This is a genomic window from Fibrobacter sp. UWB16 (genome assembly GCF_900215325.1).
In the GTDB taxonomy this organism is placed as follows: Bacteria; Fibrobacterota; Fibrobacteria; order Fibrobacterales; family Fibrobacteraceae; genus Fibrobacter.
Genome location: NZ_OCMS01000002.1, coordinates 755,142 through 768,409, shown reverse-complemented (window position 1 = coordinate 768,409; position 13,268 = coordinate 755,142). Strand labels below are relative to the sequence as shown.

The following is a 13,268-nucleotide window of genomic DNA, read 5'->3' as shown; positions in this document are numbered from 1 at the left end:
GATCTGCAAGTGTTAGGGGAAAACATGAAAATTGAGAAGAAAAAAGTCGTCAAAAGCTCAAAATTGAGCAAATTTACCAAAAGTGCAGTCGCGGCCGCACTCGGAATTGCAGCATCCATCGGCACAACAGCCTGCGATGACAGCATGTCTGCAACAGGCGACGACAACAAAAAACAAGAGCCTGAACCGACATGCGGTGAAACTGCATGCGGAGAACAATTCAGCAGTTCCAGCTATACCGACATTTCTTCAAGCGGCGAACACCTCAGCAGCGAAGCCATTGAAGCGCTTTCTTCTGCAAAACTGCCCAAAAGCAGTTCTTCAATAATCTCAGCAGGCATCCCTCACACTTATTCGTCATCGTCCGTCGAAAAACCTAGCAGTTCGTCTTACGAGCCAATTATAGAAGCGGGCATTCTCCCGCCGTACGAAGAAGATCTGGATGTAAGCAGCAGTTCTTCCGACACCACGCCGACATCGTCCGCAAACGAATCTAGCAGTTCTTCGGAACAGACTCCCTACGGTGATTGCGCTCCAGACGATCAAAAATGTATTGATGATTGGCGTTGCCAACACAACGACCCGCTCTGCCCGCAAATTTACATGTGCGACGACCCTAAAGACCCGAGATGCCAGATGGTCAGCATGGTGACCACGTTCGAACAAGATGACATTCAAGCATGAACTTAGTTCTTTGCCTTACAGAGCAATGTAATTTACGTTGTACCTACTGCTATTACAAGGAATCGCAAGCGGACCGCAAAACGGTCATGGACGATGCGACTCTCGAGCAGGCGATTAAAATTGCGCTCGACCGCACGATTTTCTTTAGGCAGTCGTACTTAAACATCACGTTCTTTGGGGGGGAGCCGCTTTTGCAAAGAGACGCAATTTATAAAGGTGTCGAATTCGCAAAGGCGGTTGTCGATAACGCGATGGACAATGGCAAAATTTCTAAAAATTTTAGGTTGCAATTTGCCGTCAACACCAACGGCACGCTTTTTGACGACGAGTTCTTTGACTTTTGCGAGCGCGAAAAGTTCCGCATTTACCTTTCGCTCGACGGGCCAGAATACCATCACGATATCGCCCGCCGCACAGTCAGCAATACGGGTAGTTTCAAGGCCATCGAAAAGCACATTCCACAATTCGTGAAACTCGGCGCTGTAGCATTGAGCACAGTCACGCGTGCACATGTTAGCACGCTTTTCGAGAGCGTCAAATGGCTGCACGAACAGGGATTCCAAAGTCTCACCACAAGTGTCGATTTTGACGGCAAATGGACAGGCGAAGATTTTGACAAGCTCGCCTTGCAATACCAGAAAATGGCAGAATATTGGAGGGCATGTCGCGAAAAAGGCGACAAGTTCTTCCTCGGCACAATTCACGACAAAATAAAAATAACGCTTATCAATTCACGATACAGGCTTTATTCGTGCCATGTATATAATGGAGCCATTGGTGTCGCCACGAATGGAAATATGTTCCCTTGCACACGGTTCATCACCTCAAACCCAAACACCCACTATGTGCAGGGGAACGTTTTCACCGGCTTTGACGAGACGGCTTGCGACAAGATTCGAGAATTTTTGGACAACGACAAAAAGGAATGCGAGGGGTGCGATATTCGCTACCGCTGCTGTGCACATGAATGCGCCTGCACGAGCTACTACACGACGGGGACAATAGAAGGAGTGTCGCCCGAAGTGTGTACGCACGAGAGAATGCTCGCAGAAATCTGCGATACATTGCTAGAAAAAATATCTGCGTAGAATAGAAAGGAGATTCCCGCTCGGAGGCGGGAATGACAAAGGAGCCGAGTGATGCAGAAACATGCTTGCATGTTTCTATATCCGAGGCGAACAAGTCAAGCCCCGTTAGGGGAATGACAAGCAAGGCGAGCGCAGCAAGAATGAGTATACTCATTCTTATTGCCGAGCCACAGCAGTCAAGCCACGAAGTGGAATGACAAAGTCAAACGTGTCATGCCCCACTTGATGGGGCATCACCTTTAGCGAACTGTAATCTTGCGAGAATAACTTTGTTTACGGCCAACGGCCTTCACAATATAGATTCCGCTTTGACCACGCGTCTTCCAAAGGAAATCTTTACCAGAAGCAGTCGCCACAACGTGGTCGTTCAAGTCAAAGATTTTCCATTGAGCCTGTTCAGAAACAGACATCATCACAGCGCCATCTAAATGGCTAATCTTCATGCCGGCAATACCGGCAAGACGTCTTTCCGCAAGCTTTAACGAAGGCGTAAGCGAAGAAGAATCCCCAACTGTTGCCGCCTTCGGATTGTCAATGGCATCGACAACGTTCACAAAAGCACCGCTCATCATGGAAGTGCCGAACCAGGCAAGGAACTGGTCAAAATACATCTCGTTATGGAGCGTATCTTCGAGCGCGTCCGTTTCGTTCTTTGCAAGTCCAAAGTAATCGCCACCTTCATAGAACTTGCCCATTTCTTCACTGAAAGCAATTCGGTCAGCCTTCTCGCCCACAGCCATAGCAACCGTTGCCCACATGCCAATCGTCAAATGGCTGTGTTCACTGCGGTAACGCCATGTCGTAGAATCCTTGGAATTGTTGAAATCATACCATTTATCTTCAGCAGGCAACAGTTCGCCAGCATTTTCAATCTGGTAGAAGTTCGCAGCCTTAGCGCCACCCTTCGAATTGATAAACGTCAAAGCATTCTTGAGGAACGTCTTTGCGCGTTGTTCGTCAAACCAGATAGCGTCAATAGCGACACGCCACAAAATGCGGATTGCATCCTTGAAAAAGGCGCGGCTTTCAAAATAAGCATTATAGCCAAGACCGGCAGAACCAACCCAGCCGCCTTCTGGAGTCATCCAGTCCGGTACCATGCCCATGCTGTAACCCGGGCTTAGAGCAATGATTTCGTAGGACTTGTCAACCACAGTATTCCAACGATCACCATTGGAATCGAACTTAGCAAAGACCTTGTACCAAGCCGGAGAGAAATACCCCGGATTGACAAATTCATAACCACCCCAGCCTGCACCCGGAGCCAAAATTCCATTACTTGTAATTTGCTTGGAGCTCCACATGCAATCGAGAATTTTCTGCGCATGCGCCTTATAATCGGAACCAAGCTTTGCCGAAGTGTACGGCTGCCACTTACCCGCAGACACAAGCTTGTCGGCAAAAATCAAAGCCAAAGCGACATCTTCCTCGGCATCAGAAGCAGCACCCAAGCCCGTAATTTTTCCATCGGGGCCCATCTGCCAGTTGTAATAGCAGCTGCTCCACATCAATGTATTTGCTTGTTCCCACATTTTATTGAACGAAGCCTGATCATTGGCATAAAGCGAGACAAGCATTCCATAGCCAACGCCTTCACTCACGGCATCGCCCGGGGTTTCGCTCTTTGGACGGTGAATCAATCCAGCACCAGCACTATACGGCTGGATATTTCGACGAACTAAGCCCTGCCACGTACTATCAAGAGCCTTGTTCCAATAGGCGGCATCGACTTTAGGCTGTGCGTTCGGCAAGTCCAAAACAGCAAGTGACGTGGTGAAAGCCGTTGCAATGCAAAGCGGCAAAATACGAGAAAATAACATAAAACCTCCACACACCTAATCCAACCCAAACCAAATTTAGAAGTTTTATGTTGAAATTGCAAGAAAAATTTTAGACAAGAAAAGAGCTTAAAAACAAAGCAATTCGAAAAATATTTAGAAACCTAGCACGGCTTCGGAGATTTCATTTGCTTCGTCAGAACCGTCATCGGCGCGGTCTGCATTGAATTCACCCCAACCTTCGCTCGTTCCGCAGCCCACGCCAACATCCATCGTAGACCACTTGAACACGGCATACACGCGCTCGAAGCGTTCCAGGATTTCAGTCAGGACATCCTCAGGAGGTTCGTTTTCGACAAGGAAGGTTCCATCGACCGCATACAGTTCGGACTCAGGGAGTTCTTCGAAACGGCATTCGTATTCATCAGTCATGTAGTCTTCGACAGAATACCATTCTCCGGAATCGACACTCGGCAGTTCGGCCTCTGGGAAATGCTCCATGAATTCGGACCACAAAGCATCAAGATCCTCTTGAACTCCAATAAAGCGAACTAAGATTCTGCAATCCATACAACCTCCTTTTGAATTTAATTTAGAAAGATTTTTTGAAATTTACTTCTGTGAGCGATAAGCGACCCGTATTAACGGGTCGTGTTCGCGAAAGCGAGGCGAAGATGGATTTTTCCAATTGCACAAGAGCCGAGCGGTTCTTATAAAACAGAAAAGAAAAGGGCTCTCATGGAGAGCCCTTTTCTTTTCTGGAGGTGAGGGGAGTCGAACCCCTGTCCAAAATCACGTCCATGTACGTTCCTACAAGTGTTCCCTTCGTATTTAAGATCTCGTCTTATCCACGCCCAAGAAGGTCGGCGCGGAGTTTGACCAGCCTAGTAAATCTCGGGAGATGCCCCCAGGCATGACACTTCCCTATCCCATATTGCGTCCGGACGTACACCCCGATGGGAGCGGAATGAGGCCCGGCGTTGCCGTTAATTAGGCAGCGAGTGCGTAGTTTTCGTCAGCACTTATTTTTTTTCAGACTTTTTAACGAGTTGCCCTCGTCTGAGACCTCGACTTGCAACTAACACTTCGGTAACCCTGTCGAAACCAGAGCACCCCCGGTGCTTGCACCGGGGGTGCTCTGGTTGAGACCCGTCGATTAAACGCGACTTTAAGGAGCGTTTAAGCCTTTGAGAACGCCGTGCGTTCGAAAAGCCCGAAGGGTGAGAATAACGCGAGTAGCGTTATTCGAAGCAAACCAGAGTACCCCCGATTCAACGCAAATATACAAAAATCGATCGCACTTGGAAAGTGATTCGAGATGGAGATTTCCTCCCGGAACGGAGTCCGGGAATGACAACGGAGCCGAGCGATGCAGAAACATGCTTGCATGTTTCTATATCCGAGGCGAACAAGTCAAGCCCCGTTAGGGGAATGACAAGATTCATCTAAAACTTGACTTTATAGATTTGCGGCCAGAGCTTGCCGGTAATCCAAAAATCCTTGCCGTCGTAGGCAATGCCGTTCAAGACATCTACGCCAGGGAATTTTTCGCGAATCTCCCCCGCTTTTTTCGAGAAATCGATGTAGCGGAGAACCTTCCCGCTCGGAAGTTCAATTTCAGCAATAAAGTCCGTTTGCCAGATGTTTGCGTACAAAAGATTTCCGACGACTTCAAGTTCATTCAAAAGCTTAATTGAATAACGACCGTCGGTTACCTTAATAATCCCCGACACAGCAAAGCCACCCGGTGCAATTTGCAAAAGTTCATCGGAGCCATTGCTCATCAAAAGCTGGTCACGCCAAAGCGTAAGTCCCCAGCCTTCGGTCGGGATGCGAAACTCCCCTTTCTTTTTGAAAGGCTTGCGAGAATAAATAAAAGCCTTGTGCGATTTCCACGTGAGGTAGTAAATCTCGTCACCAAGCACAACGGAACCTTCACCAAAATAACGATCTTCAATGCGTGCGGAATCAAGAATTTTTCCGTCGAGCGTACGACGATACAGCCCCGATTTCCCATACTGGCCCGTGGTTTCAATCAAGTCCTTGCCATCAAACGAGAGCCCCTGCGTAAAGTGAGACTTTTCGTGCGGAATAGAATCAAGAATTGTCGGCACGACACGCGGAGCCTCGGCATAGGCAGACGAGAGAGCAAAGACGAGAAAAGCACAAAAAGATAAACTTCTAAACATATCGTAAAATTACTAAATTTGCGCGCATGGGTGAAATCAGAACTCCTGCCAAAGTGAAAATCATCGTTGGCATTCTCGCAAAAGATGCCGAATCCGTAGAAGCGGTCCGCGGAGTGCTCAAGTCGCGTTTCGGCGAAGAAGACCTGAACTTGGAACCGTTCCCGTTCACATTCACCAACTACTACAAAGAAGAAATCGGCATGGCTCCGGTGCGAGCATTCTTTAGCTACGAACAGCTCGTGGACCGCGAAACAATTGTCGATATCAAGCTTTGGACAAACGACATTGAACTTGAAATTGCAAAAGCAAACGGAACTCCGGGACTGCGCCCTGTAAATCTCGATCCGGGCTACATGACGCTTGGGCAGTTCTTTTTGGCAACGACCAAGGACCAGCGCCAGCGCGTTTATATGCAACGCGGGATTTTCGTGGAGCCGACGCTTTATTTTCAGGACGGACATTTTCACGCTTTTGACTGGACGTACCGCGACTACCAAAGCGAGAATTACATCAAGTATCTCGAAGAAGTACGCAAACGCCTCGCCTACCAACATTCTACAGGAAGACCATATAGATTGCGGACCCAGAAGTAACTGGATGGGGCAAGCCCCAATGACAAAACACTAACAACTAATAACCATTGGCTAATGACTAAATTATGAAAGCTGGTATTTTTACAATTCTCCTCCTCTGCTGTTCCAACATCTTTATGACGTTCGCTTGGTACGGCAACCTCAAACTCAAAGAAATGCACATCAGCACCGACTGGCCGCTGATTCTTGTGATTCTCGCTTCGTGGGGCCTAGCCTTCCTTGAATACTGCTTTATGATTCCCGCAAACAGCATCGGCAGCCGCATCAATGGCGGTCCGTTCAGCCTGATGCAATTGAAGATCATTCAAGAAGCCATTTCACTTACGGTGTTCACAACGATTGCCGTGACGGTGTTCCACACGGAAACGCTCCAATGGAATCACATCGTTGCATTCTTGTTCATCATCGCCGCCGTTTTCTTTGCATTTTTGAAATAAATTATTAGGAGATGCCCTCCCGGAACGGGGTCCGGGATGACAGGTGGGCATGACATGAAAAAAGTCCGCACATCACAACGATGTCGGACTTTTTTTGCAATAATCGTTAGACTTTATTTGGTATTGCAGAGGTCGTCTGCGCCACTGATGTCACTGAGATTGAACGGCTGAGTCCATTCGCTCCAGTCCGTTTCGCCCTTGCCCTTACCATTCGCATTATCCTTCCAGACAGCACGAATTTGTACATAGTATCCGCAAATTCCACGGACATAGGATTCAAGGCATAGCGCCATATTCGCTTCATTTGCAGCAATGGCTTTCCATTCTGCCGGATCTGTATCAGGATCATAAAGTTTAGCATGGTTTTCAGCCGTATATTTATATTTGGATGCACAGTCATTAAAGACTTTCGTTTTCTTTTCGGCATCAGCATAATCGTCATAGACACTAAAGCGCTTCGAAATAGACGGTTCCTGATACGGGAATGTTTCAGTCCAATAGCAACTATCGCACTTATTGGACTTCTTCATACCTTCGCAATTGCCCTTATAGTAGTTGTAATTTTCCAAAGAGGTGAACCAACGGGCTTCGTAATAAACGGTATCCGTGTACTCGGATTCAACGATATACTTGCTAATGAGGTTTTCCGTAATTGTATAAGTCGCTACAGCGCCTGTGTACACTTTATCTTCCGAAGAAGTATCCTTATCCGCCTCAATACCCGTGTTATAATACAAAGTAAACTTAGTCGACGGCGTCGGAGTATTGAGAGCCATGTAATCACGGTATGCAACATCCGGAGTCAACTGGACAGCTTCAGTAAAGGCAGAGGTATCACCACTATTGACTACAGCAATGCGATAATACGTTTCAATTTGGTCACGTCCCTGAATGTAATAGTTACGGACATTACCTTCGATCTTGGATTTAATGCTCTTCCACTTGAAATCCTTGAGCTTGGAAGTCTGGATAACAAAGGACCTGTTCGGATCATCACTTAAGTTACTGTATTTCCAGCTGAGTTCCCAAATGCTCGGAGCAATTCGCGTCAAAGCAAGATCCGTCGGCATATCGCTTGTCACGGTAGTCGTCGTAGAATCTTCAGTTGCATTTCCGTCGGCCTTGATTTGCTGACGATTGCTTTCTTTAGACCTACCGCATTTATCAATAGCAACAACACGGTAATACTTACCGGCCTTTTTAGCCCCCTTCAGCATGTAAATGGTAACGTCGGCATTAGTCGTGCCTTCGCTTTCCCACTTAGGGGACTTATCGTCCATATTCAACGATTCAATTTCAAAATTAGTTTCGGCACGCGATTCATTGCGGGTATAATCCCAAGAAAGGAGCCACAGAGAATCGGATTCCTTGGTTACGGTGAAATTTGTCGGAGCACCAAGTTCAAGCTTCTTGAGAACATCACAAGTATTTGAAGAGCTGTTGGAATTTTTACCATCATCCGAATTTTTCGAGGATGTAGAATCGGTGTAGTCATCCGAATCATCCGGCGAAGAGGAATTCGAACAGGCGTTCATTGAAACAAGAAATGCCAATGTTGTGGCCAATTTCCATATTGTGAACTTTCTCATAAGACACTCCCGTTGGGAAAAATTAATTTACAATCAAATATATCATTTTTATGACGGAATATATATAAAAATGAGTTTCAACCTAAAAAAATTGAACAAAAACGAAAAAAGGGCCCTCAAGGGGTCCTTTTTCGTATTGGGGTTGCCAGATTGTTCTCGCCCCTATTCGGCTTCGCCGATGCTTACGCATCGCGGGGTAGCCAGATTGGCTGCGCTGGCTTCGGTTTCGCTTCGCTCACTTCCCAGCTTGCCCTTCGGGCTTCACCTTCGGTGAAGCTGATCTGGCTACCTATGATACGAAAAAAGGCCCCACGAGGGGGCCTTTTTCGTATCGGGGTAGCCAGATTCGAACTGACGACATTCTGCTCCCAAAGCAGACGCTCTACCAGGCTGAGCTACACCCCGAAGTGCTCCAAATATAACAAAAAAAGCCCTATTTTTGAATATCATGATTATTTTTTTTCAACAAAATCATTTTTTTACAAAAAACTTTACTTTTGTGCAGTGAAAATATTGACATTTGCCCAGTTGTGCATTATATTTTATACATAGAAATTCCAGATTCCTTTACGACGAGAGGCTAACAATGGAAAATACAAACGAAAAACGCAAAGAAATGACGGCAAGACAAGAAGAGATTTACGAATACATCAAGAAGTATTCTAAAGAAAATCACATGCCGCCAACAGTTCGCGAAATCGGCAACCATTTCGACATTTCTTCGACGAACGGAGTGCGTTCCATTCTCGCAGCCCTCATCAAGAAAGGCTATATCAACCGCTCTCCGCGTCTCAGCCGCGGCATCGAAATCTTAAATGACGAAAAGGAATCCGGCAAGGAAGTCGTCAACAACACAATCGAAATTCCTATTGTCGGGCGTGTTGCTGCAGGTACTCCGATTCTCGCCGTTCAAAACCTCGAAGGAACCGTTACTATAGATCGAGACTTCCTCGCTTGCCGTAGCGACGTGTTTGCTCTCCGCGTCAAGGGCGATTCCATGATTAACGCAGGCATCTTCGATGGTGACTTGATTTTCGCTCGTCAGCAAAAGACCGCCGACCTTGGCGAAATTGTCGTTGCACAAATCGATAACGAAGCAACAGTCAAGTACTATCATCCGAGCGCCGACCACGTCGAACTCCGCCCGGCCAACCCGAAGTACAAGCCCATCATCGTGAACAACAAGAAAGACTTCTCTATTGCAGGCCGCGTCATCGGCGTGATGAGAAAGGTTAATTAATTTATCTTCAATATTTTTTTTTCAAACAAAAAACCGAGGTTCAACGCCTCGGCTTTTTTTATACAATTTAATGAATGGGGCAAGCCCCAACCTTCGTTCGAGGTTGACGTATTAATCGTCGAAATCGGCGAGTTCTTCTTCAGCTTCCTTAAGGTCTGCTGCGTCCGGTCCTTCGATATCGTCGTCCTCCACTTCATCCAAAGAGTCTCCACCCATGGCGCCCAGCTGGTATTCCACCTTGCGGGCTTCCTTGGACTGACCCAAGTGCAAAATAGCGGCGCATTCTTCGCAGTAGCCGAGATGCTTGTCGACCCAGAATTCCGGAGAAACAAGATTCTTGTTGCAACGCGTGCAAATCTGCGTTGCAGCTTCGCGCGTGAAAGCAGCGTTCTGTTCTTCGAGTTCCTTCAAGATGCGTTCCGTCAGTTCTTCCTGAGTTTCTTCAGCAAGAGAAATCTTGTGACGGATAGCGGAAGTCGGCTTCTTTTCGAGGTTCTTCATTTCAGAAGACACCTTCTTCTTGTTAGCGCGCTCTTCCTGTTCATCAATTTCAACAAACATAATGAACTTGCAAGGCTTCTTACCACCTTCAAGCAAAACAGCATACGGATAATCAGACTTCACGGTAGACTTTTTCGGTTCTGCCTTTTCGGCAACTTCAACTTTTTCAGGAGCCTTTTCAGAAACTTCCTTAACGGGTTCCTTGACAACACTCTTTTCAGAAACTTTTACTTCAGTTTCTTCAACTTTTTCAACAGCCTTCGGAGCTGCCGGAGCCTTGGCCACGACTGCCGGTTCAACCTTTTTAGCAGGCGCGGGCTTGGAAACTTCAGCCTTGGCGGGCTTTGCTGCAGGAGCCTTCACCGGAGCAGCCTTTACAGCCTTGGCAGGTTCCTTCTTAGCAGGAGCTTCCTTTTTGGCGACAGGCTTCTTGGCAACTGGAGCAGGCTTAGCAGCAGCCTTTGCAGGAGCGGCTTTCTTTGCCGGTGCCGGAGCAGCCTTGGCAGCAGGCTTCTTTGCAGGGGCGGGCTTAGTAGCAGCCTTTGCAGGAGCAGCTTTCTTTGCCGGTGCCGGAGCGGCCTTGGCTACAGGCTTCTTTGCTGGAGCCGACTTTGCAGATTTCTTTTCAGAAGCACTCGCCTTTGCAGGCGCCTTAGATGTCGCTTTTTTGGAACTCATATTTACTTCTTTTCCACAATTTTAATGTTCAAAATCGGATCGTACGGGTCAATGCGGCAGACGATGTCTTGGCCTTCAATGACCTTACCAAACACAGTATGATGACCGTCTAAATGCGGCTGCGGGAGCTGCGTAATAAAGAACTGCGATCCACCGGTATTCGGGCCTTTATTAGCCATAGAAATCACACCGGCCTCATGCTTGAGATCATTCTTTTCATCATCAATGGTATAACCAGGATCGCCTGTTCCATCACCCTTCGGGTCACCACCCTGAATCATGAAACCGTTAATAACACGATGGAACACAAGACCATCGTAGAAGCCCGAGCTGGCGAGATCTACAAAGTTCGCTACGGTATTCGGAGCAGCCTTGAAGTTCAAGTCCACAACGATTTTACCCTCATGAGTCGTAATCTCGGCAAGAATTTGGGAAACACCCGTGTAATCCTTGTTGAAAACTTTACCTGCGGCAAAAGAATTTGCGGCAAGACACAAGGCACTGCAAATAATGAGCTTTTTAAACAAAACGTAACTTCCGTAGTTATATCGTTCAGATAGAACAGATTGTACCAGTAGAATATAGTTTTTTTTTAAAGGGTTCACAGCGAATACCAATAAACAGGCACAAGATTTCTATATTTACGCAAAAACTCTTCAACATCTTAATATGCCGCAAAACAACAATATCCGCAATTTTAGCATTATCGCCCACATCGATCACGGCAAATCCACCTTGGCCGACAGAATGATTGAACTGACCAAGACCGTTTCCAAGAACGAAATGATGAACCAGCTCCTGGACGACATGGACCTGGAACGCGAACGCGGCATTACGATCAAGGCTCATGCCATCCGCATGGTCTACGAAAAAGATGGCGAAGAATACATTTTGAACATGATCGATACGCCGGGGCACGTGGACTTCACCTACGAAGTCAGCCGATCCCTCGCAGCTTGCGAAGGCGCCATCCTCGTCGTGGATGCAAGCCAAGGCATCGAAGCCCAGACGCTTTCTAACCTCTACCTTGCGATTGAAAACGACCTAACCATCATCCCGGTTTTGAACAAAGTAGACCTTCCGGGCGCCCAGCCCGATCACGTGGCACAGCTCGTCGGTGACTTGCTCGGTTACGATCCGGACAAGATTCCGCGCATTTCCGCCAAAACCGGCCTCAACGTGGAACAGGTGCTCGACAAGATCGTCGATGAAATCCCGGCCCCGAAGGGTGATGCAGGCAAGCCGCTCAAGGCTCTCATTTTCGACTCCGTTTACGATTCCTACCGCGGCGTGATCAACTACATTCGCATTGTCGAAGGCACGCTCAAGGCGGGCATGAAGATTCGCATGATGAAGACGGGTGGCGAATATGTGGTGACCGAAGTCGGTACATTCAGCATGCGCCGCGACCCGCGTCCGGAACTGACCGAAGGCATGGTCGGTTACGTGCTTGCAAACGTCAAGACGATTAGCGACGTGAAAATCGGTGACACGCTTACGGATGCAGCGAACCCGGCCGAAGAACCGCTCCCGGGCTACAAGGACGTGCTCCCGATGATTTACTCGGGTATCTACCCCATCGACCCGGAAGACTACAAGGATTTGCGCGAAGCCCTCGAAAAGCTCCGCCTCAACGACTCCGCCCTTTGCTGGGAACCGGAAACATCCGAAGCGCTCGGCTTTGGTTTTCGCACGGGCTTCCTCGGACTTTTGCACATGGAAATTGTGCAGGAACGTTTGGACCGAGAATTCAATGTGGACATCATCACGACCGTGCCGAACGTGGAATACCACGTTTACATGAGCGACGGCTCCATGGTGAAAATCGAAAGCCCGTCCAAGCTCCCCGACGCTAGCCGCTATGACTACATCGAAGAGCCGTACGTGAAGGCCCAGATCTTTACGCCGAAGGAATACGTGGGCGCCATGATGACGCTTTGCGAAGAAAAGCGCGGCACGTTCGAAACGATGGAATACATCGACGAAACGAAGGTCATCCTCAAGTACGACCTTCCGCTAGCCGAAATCATGTTCGACTTCTACGACCGTCTCAAATCTCTGAGCCGTGGTTACGCAGGCCTTGACTACACGCCGAGCGAATACAAGCGCAACAACCTCGTCAAGCTCGACATTCTCTTGAACGGTGACCCGGTCGACGCCTTCTCCGTGATTATCCACCGCGACAAGGCCAACACCTACGCTAACGCCATCTGCGTAAAACTCAAGGACCTCATTCCACGCCAGCAGTTCGATGTGGCCATCCAGGGCGCCATCGGTGGCAAGATTATCAGCCGTTCGACCGTGAAGGCAGTCCGCAAGGACGTGCTTGCCAAGTGCTACGGCGGTGACATCACCCGTAAACGCAAGCTCCTCGAAAAGCAGAAGGAAGGTAAGAAGCGCATGAAGAGCATCGGCTCCGTGGAAGTACCGCAAAAGGCGTTCCTCGCAGTCCTCTCGCTCAGCGACGACTCTACCGGCGGCAACGATTAAT

Annotated in this window: 12 protein-coding genes, 1 tRNA gene and 1 other RNA gene; 6 read left to right on the top strand and 8 right to left on the bottom strand. The window is 48.1% G+C overall.

What is annotated here, in order from left to right; genetic code table 11:
- Positions 1–24: 24 nt before the first annotated feature.
- On the top strand, positions 25–684 hold the full coding sequence (locus CRN95_RS08575; RefSeq protein WP_097020620.1) for a hypothetical protein: 660 nt from the start codon (positions 25–27) through the stop codon (positions 682–684).
- Positions 681–1,772: a radical SAM protein gene (locus CRN95_RS08570; protein ID WP_088629074.1), complete on the top strand. Its 1,092-nt coding sequence runs from the start codon at positions 681–683 to the stop codon at positions 1,770–1,772. Before CRN95_RS08575 ends, CRN95_RS08570 begins: the two co-directional genes overlap by 4 nt.
- Positions 1,773–2,011: 239 nt before the next feature.
- Here the strand turns inward: CRN95_RS08570 and CRN95_RS08565 are convergent, their stop codons facing one another.
- From CRN95_RS08565 to CRN95_RS08550, 4 genes are all read right to left on the bottom strand, one after another.
- The gene (locus CRN95_RS08565) at positions 2,012–3,592 is read right to left on the bottom strand and encodes a glycosyl hydrolase family 8 (protein ID WP_097020619.1); all 1,581 of its coding nucleotides are present in this window, start codon (positions 3,590–3,592) and stop codon (positions 2,012–2,014) included.
- Between the two features lie 114 nt (positions 3,593–3,706).
- A complete protein-coding gene (locus CRN95_RS08560) occupies positions 3,707–4,120 on the bottom strand; it encodes a hypothetical protein (protein WP_088629076.1) in 414 nt (137 codons plus the stop codon).
- A gap of 186 nt (positions 4,121–4,306) precedes the next feature.
- Positions 4,307–4,667, bottom strand: a transfer-messenger RNA (tmRNA) gene (gene ssrA / locus CRN95_RS08555).
- A 328-nt stretch (positions 4,668–4,995) separates the two neighbouring features.
- The gene (locus tag CRN95_RS08550) at positions 4,996–5,739 is read right to left on the bottom strand and encodes a glutaminyl-peptide cyclotransferase (RefSeq protein WP_235002959.1); all 744 of its coding nucleotides are present in this window, start codon (positions 5,737–5,739) and stop codon (positions 4,996–4,998) included.
- A gap of 26 nt (positions 5,740–5,765) precedes the next feature.
- On the opposite strand from CRN95_RS08550, the gene CRN95_RS08545 reads away from it, so the two are divergent.
- Both CRN95_RS08545 and CRN95_RS08540 read left to right on the top strand, forming a co-directional pair.
- Complete coding sequence (locus CRN95_RS08545) at positions 5,766–6,332, top strand: DUF4416 family protein (RefSeq protein WP_088629077.1); 567 nt, start codon at positions 5,766–5,768, stop codon at positions 6,330–6,332.
- A 65-nt stretch (positions 6,333–6,397) separates the two neighbouring features.
- On the top strand, positions 6,398–6,769 hold the full coding sequence (locus tag CRN95_RS08540) for a DMT family protein (RefSeq protein ID WP_088629078.1): 372 nt from the start codon (positions 6,398–6,400) through the stop codon (positions 6,767–6,769).
- A gap of 113 nt (positions 6,770–6,882) precedes the next feature.
- Here the strand turns inward: CRN95_RS08540 and CRN95_RS08535 are convergent, their stop codons facing one another.
- Together CRN95_RS08535 and CRN95_RS08530 are read right to left on the bottom strand one after the other, a co-directional pair.
- Entirely contained in the window at positions 6,883–8,358 is a 1,476-nt protein-coding gene (locus tag CRN95_RS08535; RefSeq protein WP_141099812.1) for a fibronectin type III domain-containing protein, read from the bottom strand.
- 331 nt (positions 8,359–8,689) lie between these two features.
- A tRNA-Pro gene (locus CRN95_RS08530) sits at positions 8,690–8,763 on the bottom strand.
- A 181-nt stretch (positions 8,764–8,944) separates the two neighbouring features.
- On the opposite strand from CRN95_RS08530, the gene lexA reads away from it, so the two are divergent.
- Entirely contained in the window at positions 8,945–9,598 is a 654-nt protein-coding gene (gene lexA / locus CRN95_RS08525) for a transcriptional repressor LexA (RefSeq protein ID WP_088629080.1), read from the top strand.
- 111 nt (positions 9,599–9,709) lie between these two features.
- Here lexA and CRN95_RS14930 read toward each other — a convergent pair whose 3' ends face one another.
- On the bottom strand, positions 9,710–10,777 hold the full coding sequence (locus CRN95_RS14930; protein WP_200816194.1) for a hypothetical protein: 1,068 nt from the start codon (positions 10,775–10,777) through the stop codon (positions 9,710–9,712).
- Positions 10,778–10,779: 2 nt separating this feature from the next.
- Positions 10,780–11,304, bottom strand: a complete 525-nt coding sequence (locus tag CRN95_RS08515) for a peptidylprolyl isomerase (RefSeq protein ID WP_097020618.1) — start codon at positions 11,302–11,304, stop codon at positions 10,780–10,782.
- Between the two features lie 142 nt (positions 11,305–11,446).
- Here CRN95_RS08515 and lepA point away from each other — a divergent pair, with 142 nt between their 5' ends.
- A complete protein-coding gene (gene lepA / locus CRN95_RS08510) occupies positions 11,447–13,267 on the top strand; it encodes a translation elongation factor 4 (protein WP_088629084.1) in 1,821 nt (606 codons plus the stop codon).
- Position 13,268: the final 1 nt, after the last annotated feature.

Coding starts and splice junctions, on each gene's coding strand:
- CRN95_RS14930 (WP_200816194.1), bottom strand. CDS start 10,777: ATGAGTTCCAAAAAAGCGACATCTAAGGCGCCTGCAAAGGCGAGTGCT.
- lexA (WP_088629080.1), top strand. CDS start 8,945: ATGGAAAATACAAACGAAAAACGCAAAGAAATGACGGCAAGACAAGAA.
- lepA (WP_088629084.1), top strand. CDS start 11,447: ATGCCGCAAAACAACAATATCCGCAATTTTAGCATTATCGCCCACATC.
- CRN95_RS08545 (WP_088629077.1), top strand. CDS start 5,766: ATGGGTGAAATCAGAACTCCTGCCAAAGTGAAAATCATCGTTGGCATT.
- CRN95_RS08570 (WP_088629074.1), top strand. CDS start 681: ATGAACTTAGTTCTTTGCCTTACAGAGCAATGTAATTTACGTTGTACC.
- CRN95_RS08540 (WP_088629078.1), top strand. CDS start 6,398: ATGAAAGCTGGTATTTTTACAATTCTCCTCCTCTGCTGTTCCAACATC.
- CRN95_RS08560 (WP_088629076.1), bottom strand. CDS start 4,120: ATGGATTGCAGAATCTTAGTTCGCTTTATTGGAGTTCAAGAGGATCTT.
- CRN95_RS08565 (WP_097020619.1), bottom strand. CDS start 3,592: ATGTTATTTTCTCGTATTTTGCCGCTTTGCATTGCAACGGCTTTCACC.
- CRN95_RS08535 (WP_141099812.1), bottom strand. CDS start 8,358: ATGAGAAAGTTCACAATATGGAAATTGGCCACAACATTGGCATTTCTT.
- CRN95_RS08575 (WP_097020620.1), top strand. CDS start 25: ATGAAAATTGAGAAGAAAAAAGTCGTCAAAAGCTCAAAATTGAGCAAA.
- CRN95_RS08550 (WP_235002959.1), bottom strand. CDS start 5,739: ATGTTTAGAAGTTTATCTTTTTGTGCTTTTCTCGTCTTTGCTCTCTCG.